Source organism: Pseudomonas sp. JS3066, assembly GCF_036328175.1.
Taxonomy (GTDB): Bacteria; Pseudomonadota; Gammaproteobacteria; order Pseudomonadales; family Pseudomonadaceae; genus Metapseudomonas.
Map to the genome: position 1 here is coordinate 170,019 of NZ_CP143312.1, position 19,734 is coordinate 189,752.

The window sequence follows — 19,734 nt, forward strand, 5'->3', positions numbered from 1 at the left end:
GAGAGGGGGCTGGCCTAGAGCTCGGAAATGACTCGGTACTCCGCTTCCAACTCTTGCGCCAGTTTCTTCGCCCGACCTAGCCTGATCGGCCCACCTTCGATATCCACCAGCAGCGTCGGGCAGCCCAACGGCACCAGCGCAGGCCAGTCCTTCAAACGCCCATCGGTAAGCACCAGCAGACGCTGTTCCTCGGCTGGTTTCTGTCGTTGTCGACGCGCCAGCCAGGTGGCCGATTGCTGCAGGGCATCAATCAGTGGCGTGCCGCCGCCAGCGCCGAGTTCGGCGAGCCAGTGATGCAGGGCGGGGGACGCTTTTTGACCTTGCCAGAGCCACTTGGGCTGACGGCCAGTGGCGTGCAGCACAGCGAGGCGCGCACGTTGGCGGTAAGCCGCTTCGAACAGGCTCGTCAGCAACCCTTTGGCCTGTGTCAGGGCGCCGTGGCGGCGGGTAGAGGCGGAAGCATCCACTACCACCAGCCAGAGTTGCTCGGGGCGCTGGCTACGCGGCGCGCGGATCAGGTCGGTGGCTTGGCGCGGGCGGCCGCGCAACAGCGTCGGTAGCCACTGGATGGCCCCCACCAATCCCGTGCGGCGAGCGCCGCTGCGACCGTTGCCGAGAGTGCCGGGTCTGGGCCGGGCACCCGCCCCTGTGACCGTACGCGGGCGGATGCTCAGGGCTTTTTTGGCCAGCGCGGCAGGTCGCGCCGTTCTCCCATCGGCACCGCCTGGGCGGGCAGCTCGCCCCATTGGCCTTCGCCACTGGAGGTTTGGGGCTGGGAGCTGACCGGTGAAGATTGCGGTGGCTGCTCGGCCGTTGTCGGGGCGTGCGTACGGCGGTGGGCGAGGGCAAAGTGTTCGACGGCGTCGATGTCCTCGGCGTCGATCCGGTCGGCACCGCGCCAGGCGGCATGGGCCCGTGCGGCGCGCAACCAGACCAGGTCTGCGCGCATGCCGTCGACGCCGGCGGCGAAGCAGCGTCGGGCGATCTCATCCAGGGCAGCATCGTCCAGCGGAATGCCGGGCAGACGCACGCGGGCGTCCTGGCAGCGCTGGACCAGGGTCTGTTGCTCGCCACTCCAGTGGACGGTGAAGGCTTGAGGGTCGGCATCGAAGGCGAGTCGGCGGCGGACGATCTCAGCGCGCTCGGCGGGCTGCGGCTGACCGTTCTGCAGGACCTTGAGGCCGAAGCGGTCCAGCAGTTGCGGGCGCAGTTCGCCTTCTTCGGGGTTCATGGTGCCGATCAGCACGAAGCGTGCGGGATGGCGGTGGGAGATACCGTCGCGTTCCACCTGGTTCACGCCGCTGGCGGCCACATCCAGGAGCAGGTCCACCAGGTGGTCGGGCAGCAGGTTGACTTCATCCACATAGAGCACGCCGCCGTGGGCCTTGGCCAGTACGCCGGGGGAGAAGCGCGCACAGCCTTCGCCGAGGGCGGCGTCCAGGTCCAGGGTGCCGACGATGCGTTCTTCGCTGGCGCCCAGGGGCAGGGTGACGAAGAGAGCTTCGGGCAGCAGGTCGGCAATGCCCCGCGCCAGGGTGGACTTGGCCATGCCGCGCGGGCCTTCGATCAGCACGCCGCCGATGGCGGGGTCGATGGCGGCCAGGTAGAGCGCCAGTTTCAGTTCGTCGGAACCGACCACTGCGCTCAGGGGAAAGTGGGGAATATCGGTCATGGCTGTGTCCTGCGGTGCCTGGCGGGCATGGTAGCGAAAGCCTGGGGCGGCCGATAGAAATCAGTGATTGAACGCGGCACGGCGATGCAGTAGGTTAGCCAGCATTCGCTTTGGAGATTGTCATGCCGCACCTCGCTTCCACTTCGCTCATCGCTCGCCCGGCCAAGGCCCAGGCGTGTGTGCGTGTGGCTGCTGCGGCCAGCTATTTCTATGGGTATTGGTTTAGCCACGGGCTGACCTGATACCCAATCAGGCGGCCCACTCCAGCAGGGTCGCCGCCAAAGCTCCACGAAACCCCCGGTCGGCAACCCGACCGGGGGTTTTTGTTTTCCGGCCCACAAGGCCAACAACCGACATACAGGATCGCACCATGATCAGCTATCGCACCTACCAGACCTATTACCGCAACTCCGACTGGCGATTTAGCCGCGCAGGCTCCGCACAGACACCATTGAATCGAACACCCAGATAGCGCCGTGCGCGGATCGAGCCGCGCCGGCTGAGGATGCCAGTCATGAATTCGCACCAATCCGTTCTGCCCGCCGCTGTACAGCCGCTCCATGCTATTGCACTGGAAGCTGCCCTTTCCCCATCGCGCAGCACCCACCCGCTGCCCACTCCCGCCGAATTGCGCCAGCGCTTACCGCTGAGTCATGCCATTGCCCGTCAGATCGACGCCCAGCGCGAAGCTGTTCGCGCCGTGCTGGATGGCGAGGATTCGCGCCTGCTGGTGGTGGTCGGCCCTTGCTCCATCCACGACGCGGATTCCGCCCTCGACTATGCTCGGCGTCTCGCTGCACTGGCGCCGGAGGTGAGTGACCAGTTGCTGCTGGTGATGCGTGCCTATGTCGAGAAACCGCGCACCACCGTGGGCTGGAAGGGCCTGGTCTATGACCCGCATCTGGACGGCAGTGGCGACATGGCCGAGGGCCTGGCGTTGAGTCGCCGGCTGATGCTGGATGTAGCCGAGCTGGGCCTGCCGATCGCGACTGAGCTGCTGCAGCCGCTGGTCGCTGGCTATCTGGACGACCTGCTGAGCTGGGCCGCCATTGGCGCGCGCACCAGTGAGTCGCAGATCCACCGCGAGATGGTCAGCGGCCTGGACCTGCCCGTGGGCTTCAAGAACGGAACCGATGGCAGCCTCGGCGTCGCCACCGACGCCATGCGCTCGGCCGCCCATGCTCACCAGCATTTCGGTATTGACGTCCAGGGCCGTCCGGCGCTGGTGCAGACCGCCGGCAACGCGGATACCCACCTGGTGCTGCGTGGCGGCAACCGTGGACCGAATCATGATGCGGCCAGTGTGCAAGCGGCGCGCGACGGGCTTGAGAAACTCGGTATCGCCCCGCGTATCCTGGTCGACTGCAGCCATGCCAACAGTGGCAAGGACCCACTGCGTCAGCCGGCGGTTCTGGAAGATGTGATCAGCCAACGCCTGGCCGGCCAGGACGCCCTGCGTGGGGTGATGATCGAGAGCCACCTGTTCGATGGCGCGCAGTCGCTGTCCTGCGAGTTGCGCTATGGGGTTTCGATCACCGATGGCTGCCTGGGCTGGGCGGGGACGGAAGCGATCCTGCGAGAGGCGGCGGCGCGGTTGCGCGGGTGATGGCATTCGCTGTGGGAGCGAATTCATTCGCGATTGAATCCGCTCCCACAGGACCTCGGCCCTGCGCTAATCACTGCTCCTCGATATCCAGCAGCAGATTCTCGATTACCTCGCGGTACTCCCCAGGCTGTTCCCACAATCCTCGCTGCTGCGCTTCCACCAGGCGTTCGGCGATGTCGCGCAGGGCTTCAGGGTTGTGCTGGCGAATGAACTCGCGGGTGTCCTCGTCCAGCAGGTAGGCGTCGGCCAGCAGTTGGTACTGATGGTCGTCCACCAGTTCGCTGGTGGCGTCGAAAGCGAAGAGGTAATCCACGGTCGCCGCCAGTTCGAAGGCGCCCTTGTAGCCGTGGCGTTTCATGCCTGCGATCCACTTTGGATTGGCCGCGCGGGAGCGGACCACGCGCGCCAGTTCTTCCTTGAGCGAGCGGATGCGCGGCAGATCTGGCTGGCTGTGGTCGCCGTGGTAGCTGGCGACCTTGTCGCCACGCAGGGTTTCGGCGGCGGCAAGCATGCCGCCCTGGAACTGGTAGTAGTCGTTGGAGTCGAGGATGTCGTGCTCGCGGTTGTCCTGGTTCTGCAGCACGGCCTGCAACCCTTGCAGCCGCTGGGCGAAGCGTTCCCGCGCCGGAGTGCCGGCATCCTGGGCGCCGTAGGCGTAACCACCCCAATTGAGGTAGACCTCGGCCAGTTCGGCGCGGTCCTGCCACTGGCGTTCTTCTATGGCGCCCTGCACGCCGGCACCGTAGGCGCCGGGCTGGGCGCCGAATACACGCCAGCCGGCCTGCAGGCGTGCGCTCTCGGCGCTGATGCCTTCGGAAGCGAGGCGCTCGCTTTCCTGTTTGACTCGGGCGGCGAGGGGGTTCATCTCTTCGGGTTCGTCGAGTCCGGCCACCGCCTGCACGGCAGCGTCGAACAGGCGGATGAGGTTGGCGAAGGCATCACGGAAGAAGCCCGACACCCGCAGCGTCACATCCACCCGTGGGCGGTCGAGCAGGGACAGCGGCAGGATTTCGAAGTCTTCCACCCGCTGGCTGCCGGACTGCCATACCGGACGCACACCCATCAACGCCAGCGCCTGGGCGATGTCATCCCCCCCGGTGCGCATGGTCGCGGTTCCCCAGACGGAAATGCCAAGCTGGCGCAGGTGATCGCCGTGGTCCTGCAGGTGGCGTTCCAGCAGCAGGTTGGCGGACTGGAAGCCCAGGCGCCAGGCAGTGGGCGTGGGCAGATTGCGCACGTCCACCGTGAAGAAATTGCGTCCCGTGGGCAGCACGTCGAGGCGTCCGCGACTGGGCGCGCCACTTGGGCCGGGCGGGACAAAACGACCTGCCAGGGCGGAAAGCACACCGCCGATCTCGGCACTCCCGCAGGCATCCAGGGTGGGGGCGATCTCAGCGTGCAGGTTGTGGATAACCGCATCGCTGGTGGCGCCGATGGAGCCGAAGTCCGTGGTCTCGATCAACCGCAGCGCCAGCAGTTCCAAGCGTTCGCGCGTATCGCCATTGCTGCGCCAGGGCTCATCGCTGACGGCGTCCAGCACCGCTGGGCACGGGCCTTCCCAGGGTTCCGCCCAGTTGAGGTCGAGCGGGTCGTGGCCCAGTTGCAGGTCGTTGGCGAGGGCGCGAAGCAGGCTGGCGTTGGTGCCCCTGCCGTCACCGCGCGGAATGCGCACCAGGGACAGCAGCGTGTCGTTGCGCAGGCGCCCGGTCGGAGATTCGCCGAAGACGTGGAGGCCGTCGCGAATCTGCGATTCCTTGAGGTCGCAGAGGTAGGCGTCCAGTTGCGGCAACCAGCTTTCCGGGGCGTCGTTGATGATCAGGTTCAGCTCGCGGTCCAGGGCGGTGGCCTTCACCAGTTCGAGAATCTCCCCACGCAGCTGCACGGCCCGGCGCGGGTCCAGCAGCGAGGCGTCGTAGTACTCGTCGGCCAGACGTTCCAGGTCGCGCAGGGGACCGTAGTTTTCGGCGCGGGTCAGGGGCGGCATCAGGTGATCGATGATCACCGCCTGGGCGCGGCGCTTGGCCTGGGCACCTTCGCCCGGATCGTTGACGATGAACGGGTAGATGTTCGGCAGCGGCCCCATCACCGCGTCAGGCCAGCACTCGGCGGACAGGCCGACTCCCTTGCCCGGCAGCCATTCCAGGTTTCCATGCTTGCCGACGTGGATCAGCGCATCGGCGGTGAATACTTCGCGCAACCAGAAGTAGAAGGCGAGATAACCGTGAGGCGGTACCAGGTCGGCGTCGTGGTAAATGGCCGCGGGGTCGAGTTGGTAACCGCGCGCCGGCTGGATACCGACGAAGGCGAGGCCGAAGCGCAGGCCGGCGATCATCATGCGGCCGCTGCGGAACATCGGGTCCTGCTGCGGCTCGCCCCAGCGTTCAATGACTGCGCGTTGATTGGCTTCGGGTAGCCGTGCGAAGCAGTCGAGGTAGTCGGAGAGGGCCAGGCTCTGGGCGCAGGGGCGCGCATCGAGGCTGTCCAGGTCGTTGCTGACGCCGCCGAGCAGGCTGTGGATAAGCGCAGTACCGCTCTCTGGCAGCCCAGCCAGCGGATAGCCTTCGGACTCCAGCGCACGAAGGATGTTAAGCGCGGCAGCGGGCGTATCCAGACCCACACCGTTGCCAATACGGCCATCGCGGGTGGGGTAGTTGGCGAGGATCAGCGCCACACGCTTGTCGGCATTGACCTTGCGCGAAAGCGCGCACCAGCGTCTTCCCAGCTCGGCTACGAAGTCCATGCGCTCGGTGTGCGGCAGGTAGCAGACCACGTCGCTCTGGCTGCGCTCGCTGCGCCAGGCCATGCCCTTGAAACTGATGGGCCGGGTGATGATGCGGCCGTCCAGCTCCGGCAGGGCGATGTGCATGGCCAGGTCGCGCGGGCCGAGGCCTTGCGGGTTTTCCCGCCAGAGGGGTTCGTTGTCCAGCGAGCAGATGGCCTGCAGCACTGGGATGTCTCGGCGGAAGGGACGCAGGCTGGGGGCGTCCGGGTTGGATTGGGCGAACCCCGTGGTGTTGATGATCAGCGCGGCAGCTGCGGCGTCCAGCCAGTTTTCCACAGCCTCCAGGCACTCGGCTTCCTTGAGGCTGGCGACGGCGATGGGAAGGGGATTCAGGCCACGGGCAGCCAGGCGCTCACAGAAGGCGTCGATGAAGGCGGTATTCGCGGCCTGCAAGTGGGTGCGATAGAAAAGCAGGGCGGCCACGGGCTGGTCTGGTTGCCATTCGGCCTGCCAATCCGCCAGTTGCGCCGGGCGAACGCGCGGGTGGTAGAGGGCGACGCGTGGAAGAACCTGTGGCTCGGTCCAGGGGTAGTCGCGCCCCAGCCAATTGTCGGCCAGGCAATTGAACAACTGCCGGGCGTTGTCCAGGCCGCCCTGGCGCAGGTACTGCCAGAGGCGTTCGGCATCTTTCGACGGGACCGTGCACAGGCTGGCCAGCTCCGGATCGGGACGGTCATCGCCGGGCACCAGTATCAGCTTGGCACCGCGTTCGGCCAGCGCCACGAGTTGCTCGATGCCGTAGCGCCAGTAACCCACGCCGCCATGCACCGAGATGAGGATGACCTTGGCGTGCTGCAGCACCTCGTCGACATAGAGGTCCACCGAGGCGTGGTTCTGCAGCTGCATGGGGTTGGCCAGGCGTAGGCTCGGGTAGTCGTCGGGCAATTCGCGGGAGGCTTCGGCCAAAAGCGCCAGGTGCGAGTCGCCGCTGCAGAGGATCACCAGTTCGGCGGGCGTCTGGGCCAAGTGGGCGATGCCATCGTCAGGGACGAAGCCGCCGGGTTGGGTGCGCAGGAGGTGCATTTACTCCCCTCTCTCTCTGGGAGAGGGGGCGGGGGTGAGGGCTGTCTCCGAGCGCTGGGGGCTTCCCTCACCCCAGCCCTCTCCCAGTGGGAGAGGGGGCAGGACGTGCTTCACGCGAGCGCCGTGCGTAGCTCGTTGGCGATCACCGCCTGATCCAGCTCCTGTCCGATCACTACCAGGCGCGTGCCACGGGTTTCGTCGGTCAGCCATTTGCGGTCGAAGTGCTTGTCGAAGCGTTTGCCAACGCCCTGGACCAGCAGGCGCATCGGTTTGCCGGGGATGGCGGCGAAGCCCTTGATACGCAGGACGGAATGGCGCTCCACCAGTTGGCCGAGGGCGGCGATCAGAGCCGTTTCCTCGACTTCCGGGAGGTCGACGTGGAAGGAGTCGAACTCGTCATGGTCGTGGTCTTCATGACCTTCGTGGTCGTGGTGGGTGGGGCGGCTGTCGATGTGCAACTCAGCCTCGGCGTTCAGCCCCAGCAGAACATCGAGGGGCAGCTTGCCGGAGTTGGCTTCGACGATCTTCACCGCCGGCGGCAGCTCCTCGGCCACTTCAGCACGCACGGCGGCCAAGGCCTCAGCGTCGAGCAGGTCGGCCTTGTTCAGCACCACCAGGTCGGCGCTGGCGAGCTGGTCTTCGAACAGCTCATGCAAGGGAGATTCGTGGTCGAGGTTGGGGTCCTGCTTGCGTTGTTCGTCTACCTGCTCGGGGTGCGCGGCGAAAGTGCCGGCGGCCACGGCCGGGCTGTCGACCACGGTGATTACTGCGTCGACGGTGCAGGCGTTGCGGATTTCCGGCCACTGGAAGGCCTGGACCAACGGCTTGGGCAGCGCCAGGCCGGAGGTTTCGATGAGGATCTGGTCGAGGTCGCCACGGCGTGCCACCAGTTCGCGCATCACCGGGAAGAATTCCTCCTGCACAGTGCAGCAGAGGCAGCCGTTGGCCAGTTCGAAGACGCGGCCTGCGGCCTCTTCCTCGGTGCAGCCGATGGAGCACTGCTTGAGGATTTCGCCGTCGATGCCCAGCTCGCCGAACTCATTGACGATCACCGCGATTCGGCGACCTTCCGCGTTGTCCAGCATGTGGCGCAGGAGGGTGGTCTTACCAGCGCCGAGGAAGCCGGTAACGATGGTGACGGGGAGCTTGGCCAGGGTTTTCATGCGCGCCTCTACGTGGTCGGTCGGCGGGCATGACGAACGCAGCGGGACTCGTCCCGCGCAACGGATTCGCCACCGGATCACCCCGCCCGGTTGTCTGAAATTTCGTCGAGGCAGGTCTCCTGGCTTACGACCCTGCGCCAGCGGGCTGTTGAAAGCTGCTGGGCGGCACCTTCGCCTTCCCGCTTGCGCAGTGGCGTTTCGAAGGGCCTTGGGACGTTCACAGTTGCGGGGGCAGCCGTGGCCTTGACCACGTTCCCTCTTAGCTCCGGCGCCTCGGCCGGAGAACCTCGAAAGGGCGAAGGCTACGCAGCGCCCGAGCAGCGGTCAATTGCGGCAGTTGACGCTTGGTCGGACTCGTGATGTCCTAGCACGGTTTTTTCAGGTGCCTTGCGTCGCCGTACGCGAGGTGAAACGGGAAGTCGGTGCGTCCATTTTCGGACTAGTCCGACGCTGCCCCCGCAACGGTAAGCGACCGTAGGGTTAAGTACGCCACTGTGCCGACAAGGCATGGGAAGGCATGCCCATCCTGCCCCTGGCAGGCGTCGTGAGCCCGGAGACCGGCCTGATCACGTTTTGGCAACCCGCGGTGGGCGGGCGCAAGCCGGAAACCTGGGTGCGCCTGCGCCCGCTTCCCTCGCGCGCGTTCCTCTGCCGGTATCGTTAGCAACGCAGAGGGAACCTCCATGTCCAGCCGTACCCTGTCTCATTCCGCCGCTTCCTCCTCGACCCTGACCCAACGTCTTGTACTGGCCATCGGCGCCAGTCTGGTCGGCCTGTCCCTGGTGTATTTCGCCGGCTTCTCGCATATCGAAGCTGTGCACAACGCCGCTCACGACACCCGCCACAGTGCCGCCTTCCCCTGCCATTGAGTGATTCACGGATGATCAAGCGCATTGCCCAGACCGCCGGTTTCGCCGGCCTGATCGCCGCCCTGGTGCTGACCCTGCTACAGAGCCTGTGGGTCACTCCGCTGATTCTCCAGGCGGAAACCTATGAAAACGCCGAACCCGCCACCCAGGTGGAGCAGGCGCACGACCATGAGCACGGCGGCGCGGCTGTCGCTCACACCCACGAGCACAGCGACGAGGCCTGGGCCCCGGAAGATGGCTGGCAACGGACCCTGTCGACCGGTGGCAGCAACCTAGTGGTGGCTGTGGGCTTCGCCCTGATCCTTGCCGGATTGTTCAGTCTGCGCGGGCCGAGTCGTGCCTGGCATGGCCTGCTCTGGGGGCTTGGCGGGTTCGCCACCTTTGCGCTCGCACCGTCCCTCGGCCTGCCGCCGGAATTGCCGGGTACCGCCGCTGCCGATCTGGCCCACCGTCAGGCCTGGTGGATTGGTACCGCTGCCTCCACTGCCGCTGGCCTCGCCCTGATCGCCTTTGGCCGTCACTGGGCGTTGCGCGTGGCAGGTATCGTGTTTCTCGTGATCCCGCATGTTGTCGGTGCGCCGCAGCCCGAAGTGCATGCCAGCCTGGCACCTGAAGCGCTGGAGCAGGAGTTCATCGCTGCGTCGCTGATCACCAATGCCGCATTCTGGGCGGTGCTCGGCTGGGCTGCCGCGTGGCTGTACCAGCGTCACGCATCGCCCTCCGCTTGAAACTGGTCGCCGGACTGGGCTGCCGGCGCGGCTGTCCGCCGGGTGAGTTGCAGGGCCTGCTGATGCAGTGCCTTGCCGAGGCCAGTGTCTCTCTCGATCAGGTGGTCGCCCTGGCTACCAGCGAGGCAAAATCCGCAGAGCCGGGGCTGGTCGCCCTGGCCGAGCGACTGGGGCTGCCGCTGCATGGCCTGCCGATGGATGTTCTTGCCGCCTTTGAAGGTCGGCTGAACCAGCCATCAGAGCGGGTTCGAGACGCCGTCGGCAGCCCCGGAGTGGCCGAAGCCGCGGCGCTGGCCCAGGCTGAAATCCTCTTTGGCCGCCGCGTCACCCTGCTCATCGACAAACGCCGCAGCGCCAGCGCTACCTGTGCGTTGGCCTGTATCCATCAGGAGGCCGGACGGCCATGACGGTCTACTTCATCGGCGCCGGCCCCGGCGATCCGGAGCTCATCACGGTCAAGGGACAGCGGCTGATCCGCTCCTGTCCGGTAATTCTCTACGCAGGGTCGCTGGTGCCCGAAGCGGTGCTGGCAGGCCACAGCGCGGATCTGGTGGTGAACACCGCCGAACTGCATCTGGATGAAATTGTCGCCCTGCTGGCGCAAGCCCATGCCCAGGGCCGGGATGTGGCGCGGGTGCATTCCGGTGATCCATCGTTGTATGGGGCCATTGGCGAGCAGATTCGTCATCTGCGCGAGCGTGGCATTCCCTTTGAGGTGGTGCCGGGCGTGACAGCCACCGCTGCTTGCGCAGCGCTGCTGGGGTGCGAGCTGACCTTGCCGGAGGTGTCCCAGACGCTGATTCTCACCCGCTACGCCAGCAAGACGCGGATGCCGGAGGGTGAAGCGCTGGCAGACCTGGCCCGGCATCGCGCCACCATGGCCATTCACCTCGGGGTGAGCCAGTTGGCGAAGATTGTCGAAGAATTGCTGCCGCACTACGGCGTCGCCTGCCCGATCGCGGTGATCCATCGCGCCAGCTGGCCGGATCAGGAGCAGGTCACCGGTACCCTGGGTGACATAGTGCCCAAGGTGGCGGCACGGGATTTCCGTCGCACCGCATTGATCCTGGTGGGCGAGGTGTTGGCCGCCGAAGGCTTCGCCGACTCTTCCCTGTATCGGGCCGACCACGCTCATCTCTACCGCCCAGGCAAGGCGCAACCGCCACGCGGCTAGTGACGTACGCCAGTGAAACCCGCAGAATGCGGCTCTTATGCGGCGGGGAATATGCCCGCCCACTCCCTATAACCGGCTTTAAGCGACCTCTTTCTCTATGCGAATGCGCTTGATGCTGTTGGGTGGCGGCAATTCACTCGGACAGGCGCTGATTCGCCTGGGAGCCGAGGAAGACATAGGTTTTCTCGCTCCGCGTCCGCCCGAACAGGGTTGGGATGCCGCCAGCCTGACCCAGCTGCTCGATGACACCCGGCCCGACGCCGTGATCAACCTCGCCTACTACTTCGATTGGTTCCAGGCCGACGAAGTCAGCGACGTGCGCCTGGCCGCCCAGGAGCGCGGCGTGGAGCGCCTTGCCGAACTCTCCCAGCATCACGGAATCATTCTGCTGCAGCCTTCCAGCTATCGGGTGTTCGACGGTTCGCGCGCGACCGCTTACAGCGAAAAGGACGAGACCGTGCCGCTCAGTGAACGCGGTAAGGCCATCTGGCGGATGGAGCAGAGTGTCCGTGCCGCCTGCCCCAAGCACGTGCTGCTGCGTTTTGGCTGGTTGCTGGACGACAGCCGCGATGGTTCATTGGGCCGTTTCCTCAGTCGTGCGGAGCAGGCCGACGAAATTTGCCTGGCCGACGACCGTCGCGGCAATCCGACCCCTGTGGATGATGCAGCCCGTGTGCTGCTTGCAGTGATCAAGCAACTGGACTGCCAGGCGCCGCTCTGGGGGACCTATCACTATGGGGGGCACGAGGCCACCACTCCGCTGGCGCTGGGCCAGGCGCTGCTCAGTGAGGCTCGCAGCCTGCATCCGCTGAAGGTGCAGGACATCACGCCGCAGGCCCACGCCGCTCGCCCCGATGCAGGGGACGAGCCGCAGAACGCAGTGCTGGCCTGCAAGAAAATCCTCCATACCTTCGGCATCAAGCCGCGCGCCTGGCGTGCTGCCCTGCCAAACCTGCTGGACCGCTACTATCGCCATGTCTGAATCCCCCATCCTCATTACCGGCGGCGCTGGCTTCATCGGCTCGCACCTGGCAGATGCGCTGCTCGCCAGGGGGCACGCCGTGCGCGTGCTGGACAATCTGTCCACCGGCAAACGGGCCAATCTGGCGCTGGACAACCCGCGACTGGAACTGATCGAAGGCGACGTTGCCGACTCCGCGCTGGTGGCGAAGGCAATGTCGGGCTGCAAGGCGGTCGCGCATCTGGCGGCGGTCGCTTCGGTCCAGGCCTCGGTGGATGATCCGGTGGCAACGCACCAGAGCAATCTGATCGGCACCCTGAACGTCTGCGAAGCCATGCGTGCGAGTGGCGTGAAACGGGTGATCTTCGCCTCCAGCGCGGCTGTCTACGGCCAGAACGGCGAAGGCACGGCCATCGACGAAGACACGCCGAAGTCGCCGCTGACACCTTATGCGGCTGACAAGCTGGCGAGCGAGCATTACCTGGACTTCTACCGCCGGCAGCATGGGCTGGAGCCTGGGGTGTTTCGCTTCTTCAATATCTTCGGCCCGCGCCAGGACCCATCGTCGCCTTATTCGGGTGTGATCAGTATCTTCACCGAGCGCGCTCTGGCTGGATTGCCGATCACCGTGTTCGGAGATGGCGAGCAGACTCGCGACTTCGTCTATGTCGGCGACCTGGTGCAAGTGCTGGTGCAGGCGCTGGAAGCAGAGTGGCTGGAGGTCGGACCGGTGAACGTGGGCCTGAATCGGGCGACCAGCCTCAACGAGTTGCTCGCCGCTATCGGCGAAGTGCTGGGTGATCTGCCGCCAGTGACTCATGCCGATGCGCGCGCCGGGGATATCCGTCACTCGCGGGCGAACAATGCCCGCCTGCTGCTGCGCTATGACTTTCCGGTCTCGACTCCGTTGCGCGAGGGCGTTGCGCGCCTGCTGGGGCGCTGAGCGACTGCTCTATGCGGTGCCCGTGGGGAGGTTCGTGTGACCGAACTAAACCACGGGTATAAAAAAGGCGCCCGAAGGCGCCTATAGCGGTAGTGTCCGTCCCCCAGGATTTTCCCGCTCAGAACTTGTAGCCGACACCAACCATGTAGACCCACGGGTCCACGTCCACATCGACCTTGACCTTGCCCACACCGGCCAGATCGGTGCTGGCTTGAGTGTCGATATCGATGTACCAGACTGCAGCGTTGAGCAGGATGTTGTCGGTCAGCATGTAGTCCATGCCCACCTGCGCAGCCAGACCCCAGGAGTTGTCCAGGTCCAGGTTGCTGAAGCCCTGGCTCTTGCGCTGGCTAGTCAGGCTTTCGTCGAAGAACAAGGTGTAGTTGAGGCCAGCCCCGACATAGGGTTGGAACGCCGAGTTGGGATCCAGCGGGTAGTACTGGAGGCTCAGGGTCGGCGGCAGGTGCTTGATATCAGCCAGTTTGCCGTCCAGAGCACCGCCAAGACCTTTCACGCCGACTTCATGCTGAAAAGGAGTGGCGGCCAACAGTTCGAGGCCTACGTGGTCGGTGAGCATGTAAGTGCCGGTCAGGCCCAACTGGGTATCGCTGTCCAGGGTGGCTTTTGTACCGCCTACCTTGGTGCCGGCGAGCGACAGATTGGAGCTGTCTTCGTTCGGGTCGACGGTGGCGGCGCCGGCACGGATGATCACATCGCCGGCCTTGTGGGCCAGGGCCAGGGGCGATGCGACGGCAAGGGCGAGCAGGGAGGCGGTGAGTAGCAGCTTGCGCATTAAAGGCTCCAATGAATTCTACAAGTGTTGGGCTGGAGCCAGTTTCTTTAATTAGGACGCTTCGTATCTTGATCCAGAGCAATGTCTCTCAGGTTGGACGTCAAAGGCCCGGTCACGCCAAGCCTTCGTGTTTGGAACGTCAGTTGCTGGGGGACTCGTAGGGATAGATCTTGCTCGCGTCCATCTGGTAACCCGCCTCGGCCAGGTCGCTGCTGCTGGCTTTCACCTGCAGCGGACCCTCGATCCAGAAGGGTTGGTAGAGGGCATCCATCAATACGCCGAGCTCGCTCTTCACATGGACGATCTGGTTCGACGGCGGCGGAGGAACATGGATGCAGGCACCGAAGTAGGGCACCAGGAGGAACTCCGTAACGCGGCCTTCTTCCGTGACATCCAGCGGCACGATGTAACCCGGCAATTTCACTTCCTGGCCGTCCAGCGCCTGGACCACCGGAGCTGCCGGTGACTGTTGCGAGGCTGCCGGACCGGCCTCCGCCTGGAGTGCATCCGAGAGCTGCGAAAGATCGTGGACGGGCGCCGGAGGTGCAGGTGGCGGCGCGCCTTCCGGAATCATTTCGGCCCAGGTGAGTTCGCGTGCCTCGCTGGCCCAGAGCGGGGAAGAAAGCGTCAACAACAGGGCCAGCAGGATGCGCGTCATGAAAGTCTCACAGGCGAATGGACAGACCGTCGGCCAGCGACTGCCGATAGGCACGCCAGGCTGGCACTACACCCATCAGTAGGGCAGCGGCCAGAATAGCGCCGAGCAGCGTCCACTCATAGGGGCTGGGCAAGGCGAGAGGCAGGAAGAGGCCGTAGGTGGCCTGGACGTAGCCTTGGCTGAGCGCTATGCCCAGATAGAGCAGGCCCACCCCCAGCACCGCACCCGCCATGGCCAGGGCGAAGGCTTCCAGCACCAGCAGGCTAGCGATGTGCCAGGGCCGCGCGCCTACCGAGCGGAGAATGGCCATTTCCCGGCGACGCTCGTTGAGGCTGGTGAGGATGGCCGTGAGCATGCCGATCAGCCCGGTCAGCACGACGAACAGCGAGACTACGAAAAGCGCCTTCTCCGCCGTCCCCATCAGGCTCCAGAGCTCCTGCAGGGCGACGCCCGGAAGAATCGCCAGCAACGGTTCGCCCCGGTACTCATTGATCTGCCGTTGCAACGCGAAGGTGGCAATCTTGCTGTTGAGACCAAGGAGGAAGGCGGTTATGGCCTTCGGTTGCAGGTCCATGGCGCGCGCCTGATCAGCGCTGACCTTGCCCGCGCCGCGTGCGGGTACACCGTTCTGCCAGTCGACGTGCAGTGCCTCCATGCCGGCCAGGGAAATGTGCAACGTGCGGTCAACAGGAGTGCCGGTGCGAGCGAGGATACCAATCACGGTAAAGGGCTTGTCATCATGCTGCACCAGGCTGACGGTGCTGACGCCGTGGGCCAGCACCAGTTTGTCACCTAGCTTGTAGTGCAGGGCTTCGGCCACTTCGGCGCCCAATACCACCTCGAACATGTCGGCGAATGGCTTGCCCTCGGCCAGTTGCAAGGGCTGTCCGCGGCCGTAGCGATAGTGATCGAAGTAGGCAGCGCTGGTGCCCATCACGCGGAATCCGCGATGCGAATCACCGAGGGAAATGGGGATGGCCCACTTCACCCGTTTGTCCTGGCTGATGGCTTCGAAGCTTTCCCAGCGGATGTTGTTGGTAGCATTGCCGATACGGAAGACGGAATAGAGCAGCAGGTTCACCGAACCGGATCGGGCACCGACGATCAGGTCGGTGCCGCTGATGGTGCTGGCGAAACTGGCGCGTGCCTCCGTGCGCACGCGCTCGACCGCCAGCAACAGACAGACCGAGAGGGCGATGGCGAAGACCGTCAGCAGCGCGGTGAATCGGCGGTTGGCGAGGCTGGCCAGGGCCAGGCGCAGCAGATACATCTCAATCCTCCTCGATGTGCGCGGCATGGTTCAGATCCGCCAGCGACAGGCTACGGTCGAACAGTGCAGCCAGGCTCTGGTCGTGACTGACGAACAGCAGGCTGGAGCCGGCTTCACGGCATTCGGCGAACAGCAGCTGCAGGAAGGCCTCGCGGGCGTCGGCGTCCAGGGCCGAGGTCGGCTCGTCGGCGATCACCAATTCCGGCTGGCCGATCAGCGCGCGAGCGGCCGCTACCCGTTGTTGCTGGCCGATTGACAGCGCGTCGGCACGGCGTTGCAGCAGTTCTTCCTTCAGGCCGAGATGGCGCAGCAGGGTTGCTGCCGCCGCATCGACGCTTCCGTGTCGCTGGCGGGCTCGTTCGGAACGCAAGCGTGAGAAGCGGCAGGGCAATTCGACGTTTTCCCGCACTGACAGGAAGGGCAGCAGGTTGAATTGCTGAAAGATGTAACCGGTGTGATCCACGCGGAAGTGATCGCGAGCGCTGGCGGAGAGCGAGGCCAGATCCTGACCGAGCAGGCGAATGCTGCCACGGCCGGGCTTCTGCACGCCGCCGAGCAGACCCAGTAAGGTGGTCTTGCCGCTGCCGCTGGGACCTTTGAGGAAGAGACTCTCACCGCGTTTCAGATGGAATTCGGGGATGTCCAGCAATTCCGGGTGGCCGGGCCAGGCAAAGCCCAGCCCATGGAGTTCGATCAGTGTCTGGCTCATGGGAATCCAGCCGGGTTGCCCCGGCTGTTTCTGCGAAGGGTTAGAAGCTCAGGCTGGCGTTGCTGGCGCTGAGTTCCGCGCCTTGCTGGCCGTTGGGGCCGATCAGTTGTACCTGAATTTTCAGGGTGGCGGGAAAGCGCTTGAACAGCCCGGCCAGATCCAGGGCCTTCAATTCGTCGGGCTTTGCGCATTCGAACTGGTAATGGGCGTGAACTTCACTGTGTTCGTGGTCATGGCCTTCGGCATGTTCGTCATGGTGCTCGTCAGCGCCGAAGAGTGGACTTTCCAGTTCCTGGGATTTGACCTTGCAGCCTGCCGTTGCGGGGAGGGCGAAGAGCGTCAGGGGTTTTTCCAGTTCTGCACGGGCGGCAGCCACCTTGGCCTTGTCGGCATCGCTCTTCGCTTCATGCTCGAAGCCCACCAGGTTCATGGCCGGGCTTTCCAGTTCCAGTTCCAGGGTCTTGCCGTCCAGCACAGCATTCAGCTGCGCCACACCGTGTTCGTGGGCGCCGAGGCTGCCGTGTTCGTGATCATGGTCGTGCTCGTGGCCCTGGACGACGGCCAAAGGCAACAGGGCGAAGGGCAGGGCAAGCAGCAGGCTGCGCATGAAGGATCTCCGGGGCGGGACGAAAATTTGCGTTACGTTATAACAAATGTAGGCAGCCCGCCAACACCATGGGAGCATTGCGCATTCGTTTCTGGAGGAGTTGGACATGCTGCGAATTCGCGGACAGATCGGTGATTGGCCGGTAGATCTGACGATTGAAATGGACGCTGAGGACTGGGACCAACTGGCCAGTCGCCTGACGCCCGAGGTCGCGGTCCAGGCTCCGGCCGCGCCCAAGGCTCCGAACACACCGCGCAGTGATGCACTTTGGGATACCGCCCAGCAATTGCTGCGCGATGCCGGGCAAATGGAAGGTCCTCGCCTGTTGGCGGAACTGGAAGCCCTGGCCGGCGGTACTGCCGCGGGCAAGCGCCTGCTGGTGCGCCTGCGCCATTGCGAGCAGGTGCATATGGAAGCGGGAGAGGACGCGCCCCTATATATCTGGAGGGGCTGAGGAACTGTGGGAGCGATTTCAACCGCGAATGAATTCGCTCCCACAGAAAAGGGCTGGCCCGGAACCCTGTCAGTAGATCGCGTTGTACAGCTTGCGGCGATAGGTGGTGACCAGCGGATGGTCGTTACCCAGCAGGTCGAACACTTGCAGCAGGGTCTTGTGGGGCAGGCCGTTCTCGAAGCCACGGTTACGCACGAACAGCTTGAGCAGGCTGTCCAGCGCCGGCTCGTATTGCTGGCGGGAGAGTTGCTGGACCGCCAGCTGGTACACCGCTTCGTCATCACCGGCATCCTGCGCGAGGCGCGACTTCAGGTCGGCCACTTCAGGCAGGTCGGCTGCCTGGCGCAGGAATGTCAGTTGGGCGCGGGCGCCCGCGAGTGATTGCTTGTGCTCGTCGCTCTTCACGGCATTGAGCACGGTTTCCGCTTCACCCAGTTCACCGCGTTCGGCCAGGCAGCGGGCATAGAGGATCAGGCCGGCGGCATTGGTGTTGTCTTCGGTGAGCAGTTGCTTGAGCAGATTCTCGGCTTCGCTGATGCGGCCTTCGCTGAACGAGGCCTGGGCAGCGTCCAGCAGGTTGCCCTGCGGCGTGGCTGGGAGCTGTACGTGGGGTTCGAGCATGGCGCGGATAGCCGATTCCGGCTGGGCGCCGGCAAAGCCGTCCACCGGCTGGCCGTCCTTGAACAGCACCACGGTGGGCAGGCTGCGGATGCCGAAGCGCATCACGATGTCCTGCTCTATATCGCAGTTCACTTTGGCCAGCAGCAGTTCACCCTGGTAGGACTCGGCGATCTGTGCCAGTAGTGGCATCAGCGCCTTGCAGGGCGCGCACCAGTCAGCCCAGAAATCCACCAGCACGGGCTTGTGGAAGGAGTTCTGGATCACCGCCTGGTCGAAATCGGCACCGGTGGTATCGAAGATGTAGGGAATGTCGCTCATCTGGGCACTCGAAGGCACGAAGGAATGGGCGAATCATAAGGCCGCCGACGGGGGATGAATATGCCCCGTACGAGCGAGGTGTTCTCCCGCCGGTCGGTCTGCTGCCTGTAGGGGCGAATTCATTCGCCAAGCGCCCCGCAGGGGCGCCCCAACTCCGAGCTGTACCGGGACGATTCCTTGCCCGGCCGCAGCATCATGAGGGACCCCTAGCGCCCCCCCCACAACATGTCTCCCTCGCCAAGGTGCTCTGCCTCAGCGAATCGCGTGATACAGGCTCACATTGCGAAATTCCGCCGGCTCGGCCAGGTCCGGCCAAGTGCAGGCGTCCAGCACGGCAAGGCGGGTATAGAGCGGGTGCTGGAAATCGCGTACCCGCGAGTCGGCCACCAGGGCTTGGCGACCGCGGGTAAGGAAGTGGTCGAGTAGTGGCAGGTTGGCGCGGTCGTAGAGCACGTCGGCGACGATGATCAGGTCGAAGCGGTCTTGTTCCTGGAAAAAGTCCGCCGAATAGCTCAGCTGCACACCGTTGAGCTCGGCATTGGCGCGACAGGCTTCCAACGCCAGTGGGTCGAGATCACAGGCCACCACTTCAGCAGCGCCGGCCTTGGCCGCGGCAATGGCGGCCACGCCCGAGCCAGCGCCGAAGTCCAGCACGCGTTTGCCGGCGACCCATTCCGGCTTCTCGGCCAGCCAGCGCGCCAGGGCGAGGCCGCTGGCCCAGCAGAAGCACCAGTAGGGTGGCTCTTCGAGGATGCGTCGGGTTTCTTCGGGGCTGAAGGCGCGGTCCATGTTGTTGGCATCGATCAGCCAGAGCCTGATATCGGTTCCCGGCAGGGTTTCCGCGCTGAGGCTGGCGTCGCCCAGCAGTTGGACCAGTGCCTGTTGCAGTGCTGCCGGGGCGCTCATGGTGCTGGAACCATCTGCAACGGTCCGAGGGACTGGCTTTCAGGCTGCAGGATCAGGCGAGGTTGCAGTTTCAGGATTAGTTGTCCCGACAGGCTCGCGCGCCCACGCAGCTCCACGCGCTCACCTCGGGGAAAGTATTCCGGGTTGAACAGCAGGCGGAAGGGCAGCGGGCCGCCATTGCCGTTCAGCACCAGGTTGCCGAGCAGGCGTTGCGGGCGGTCGCGCGAATCGATCGATATCAGCGCCAGCTCCACCTCGCTGCCCGCGGGCGGCGCCTGCAGCACGCCGCTGAGTTCACGCATGTGTGCAGGCGTGGCCTCAACCTTGGGTTGCTGTGCCGGAGTGGGTAATTCCGGGGCGGGCTCTTCGCTGGCACACGCCGCTAGCAGCGCGGCCAGGAGCAGGGGAAGGAGTGGGCGCATCTGGAATTCCTGATCTGTATGCGCGGGCCTTATAGCGCAAAGCCGTCGGCTTGTC

The 19,734-nt window shown here is 65.0% G+C and carries 20 protein-coding genes and 2 riboswitches; of the genes, 8 read left to right on the top strand and 12 right to left on the bottom strand.

The window, feature by feature from the left end; translation table 11 throughout:
• Window positions 1–14: 14 nt before the first annotated feature.
• The gene (locus SA496_RS00820; RefSeq protein WP_153918413.1) at window positions 15–746 is read right to left on the bottom strand and encodes a vWA domain-containing protein; all 732 of its coding nucleotides are present in this window, start codon (window positions 744–746) and stop codon (window positions 15–17) included.
• Window positions 671–1,672: an ATP-binding protein gene (locus SA496_RS00825; protein WP_330114873.1), complete on the bottom strand. Its 1,002-nt coding sequence runs from the start codon at window positions 1,670–1,672 to the stop codon at window positions 671–673. The genes SA496_RS00820 and SA496_RS00825 overlap by 76 nt, the downstream gene beginning before the upstream one ends.
• A gap of 514 nt (window positions 1,673–2,186) precedes the next feature.
• Here SA496_RS00825 and SA496_RS00830 point away from each other — a divergent pair.
• Window positions 2,187–3,278, top strand: coding sequence for a 3-deoxy-7-phosphoheptulonate synthase (locus tag SA496_RS00830; RefSeq protein ID WP_330114874.1), 1,092 nt, complete (start codon window positions 2,187–2,189; stop codon window positions 3,276–3,278).
• Between the two features lie 70 nt (window positions 3,279–3,348).
• On the opposite strand, the gene cobN is transcribed toward SA496_RS00830, so the two are convergent.
• Both cobN and cobW read right to left on the bottom strand, forming a co-directional pair.
• A complete protein-coding gene (cobN, locus tag SA496_RS00835; RefSeq protein ID WP_330114875.1) occupies window positions 3,349–7,083 on the bottom strand; it encodes a cobaltochelatase subunit CobN in 3,735 nt (1,244 codons plus the stop codon).
• Between the two features lie 110 nt (window positions 7,084–7,193).
• Entirely contained in the window at window positions 7,194–8,246 is a 1,053-nt protein-coding gene (cobW, locus tag SA496_RS00840; protein ID WP_120653252.1) for a cobalamin biosynthesis protein CobW, read from the bottom strand.
• 92 nt (window positions 8,247–8,338) lie between these two features.
• Window positions 8,339–8,551: riboswitch (cobalamin riboswitch) on the bottom strand.
• 58 nt (window positions 8,552–8,609) lie between these two features.
• Window positions 8,610–8,826, top strand: a riboswitch (cobalamin riboswitch).
• A gap of 103 nt (window positions 8,827–8,929) precedes the next feature.
• Between cobW and SA496_RS00845 the strand changes: the two genes are divergently transcribed.
• The 6 genes from SA496_RS00845 to SA496_RS00870 all read left to right on the top strand — a co-directional run bounded on the left by SA496_RS00845 (window position 8,930) and on the right by SA496_RS00870 (window position 12,921).
• Window positions 8,930–9,115: a CbtB domain-containing protein gene (locus tag SA496_RS00845; RefSeq protein WP_120653251.1), complete on the top strand. Its 186-nt coding sequence runs from the start codon at window positions 8,930–8,932 to the stop codon at window positions 9,113–9,115.
• Window positions 9,116–9,126: 11 nt separating this feature from the next.
• Complete coding sequence (locus SA496_RS00850; protein ID WP_120653250.1) at window positions 9,127–9,843, top strand: CbtA family protein; 717 nt, start codon at window positions 9,127–9,129, stop codon at window positions 9,841–9,843.
• Complete coding sequence (locus SA496_RS00855) at window positions 9,840–10,250, top strand: cobalamin biosynthesis protein (RefSeq protein ID WP_120653249.1); 411 nt, start codon at window positions 9,840–9,842, stop codon at window positions 10,248–10,250. Before SA496_RS00850 ends, SA496_RS00855 begins: the two co-directional genes overlap by 4 nt.
• Window positions 10,247–11,017 carry a precorrin-4 C(11)-methyltransferase gene (gene cobM, locus SA496_RS00860; RefSeq protein ID WP_120653248.1) on the top strand — a complete coding sequence of 257 codons (771 nt, stop codon included), beginning with the start codon at window positions 10,247–10,249 and terminating at the stop codon, window positions 11,015–11,017. The genes SA496_RS00855 and cobM overlap by 4 nt, the downstream gene beginning before the upstream one ends.
• Before the next feature lie 97 nt (window positions 11,018–11,114).
• Window positions 11,115–11,999 (top strand): sugar nucleotide-binding protein, encoded by an 885-nt coding sequence (locus SA496_RS00865; RefSeq protein WP_120653247.1) that lies wholly within the window; start codon window positions 11,115–11,117, stop codon window positions 11,997–11,999.
• A complete protein-coding gene (locus SA496_RS00870) occupies window positions 11,992–12,921 on the top strand; it encodes an NAD-dependent epimerase/dehydratase family protein (RefSeq protein ID WP_330114876.1) in 930 nt (309 codons plus the stop codon). The genes SA496_RS00865 and SA496_RS00870 overlap by 8 nt, the downstream gene beginning before the upstream one ends.
• A gap of 118 nt (window positions 12,922–13,039) precedes the next feature.
• On the opposite strand, the gene SA496_RS00875 is transcribed toward SA496_RS00870, so the two are convergent.
• The 5 genes from SA496_RS00875 to SA496_RS00895 all read right to left on the bottom strand — a co-directional run bounded on the left by SA496_RS00875 (window position 13,040) and on the right by SA496_RS00895 (window position 16,958).
• Window positions 13,040–13,714 (bottom strand): OmpW/AlkL family protein, encoded by a 675-nt coding sequence (locus SA496_RS00875; protein WP_120653245.1) that lies wholly within the window; start codon window positions 13,712–13,714, stop codon window positions 13,040–13,042.
• Window positions 13,715–13,853: 139 nt separating this feature from the next.
• Window positions 13,854–14,372 (bottom strand): DUF3299 domain-containing protein, encoded by a 519-nt coding sequence (locus SA496_RS00880; protein WP_330114877.1) that lies wholly within the window; start codon window positions 14,370–14,372, stop codon window positions 13,854–13,856.
• 7 nt (window positions 14,373–14,379) lie between these two features.
• Window positions 14,380–15,642 carry an ABC transporter permease gene (locus SA496_RS00885; RefSeq protein ID WP_120653243.1) on the bottom strand — a complete coding sequence of 421 codons (1,263 nt, stop codon included), beginning with the start codon at window positions 15,640–15,642 and terminating at the stop codon, window positions 14,380–14,382.
• Between the two features lies 1 nt (window position 15,643).
• A complete protein-coding gene (locus tag SA496_RS00890; RefSeq protein ID WP_330114878.1) occupies window positions 15,644–16,351 on the bottom strand; it encodes an ABC transporter ATP-binding protein in 708 nt (235 codons plus the stop codon).
• A gap of 40 nt (window positions 16,352–16,391) precedes the next feature.
• Window positions 16,392–16,958 (bottom strand): DUF2796 domain-containing protein, encoded by a 567-nt coding sequence (locus tag SA496_RS00895; RefSeq protein ID WP_120653241.1) that lies wholly within the window; start codon window positions 16,956–16,958, stop codon window positions 16,392–16,394.
• A 106-nt stretch (window positions 16,959–17,064) separates the two neighbouring features.
• On the opposite strand from SA496_RS00895, the gene SA496_RS00900 reads away from it, so the two are divergent.
• Window positions 17,065–17,412, top strand: coding sequence for a hypothetical protein (locus tag SA496_RS00900; RefSeq protein WP_120653240.1), 348 nt, complete (start codon window positions 17,065–17,067; stop codon window positions 17,410–17,412).
• Window positions 17,413–17,481: 69 nt separating this feature from the next.
• On the opposite strand, the gene trxA is transcribed toward SA496_RS00900, so the two are convergent.
• The 3 genes from trxA to SA496_RS00915 all read right to left on the bottom strand — a co-directional run bounded on the left by trxA (window position 17,482) and on the right by SA496_RS00915 (window position 19,679).
• Window positions 17,482–18,351 (bottom strand): thioredoxin, encoded by an 870-nt coding sequence (gene trxA, locus SA496_RS00905; RefSeq protein WP_330114879.1) that lies wholly within the window; start codon window positions 18,349–18,351, stop codon window positions 17,482–17,484.
• A gap of 252 nt (window positions 18,352–18,603) precedes the next feature.
• Entirely contained in the window at window positions 18,604–19,257 is a 654-nt protein-coding gene (locus SA496_RS00910; RefSeq protein ID WP_120653238.1) for a class I SAM-dependent methyltransferase, read from the bottom strand.
• A complete protein-coding gene (locus tag SA496_RS00915) occupies window positions 19,254–19,679 on the bottom strand; it encodes a YbaY family lipoprotein (protein WP_120653237.1) in 426 nt (141 codons plus the stop codon). Before SA496_RS00915 ends, SA496_RS00910 begins: the two co-directional genes overlap by 4 nt.
• Window positions 19,680–19,734 lie beyond the last annotated feature (55 nt).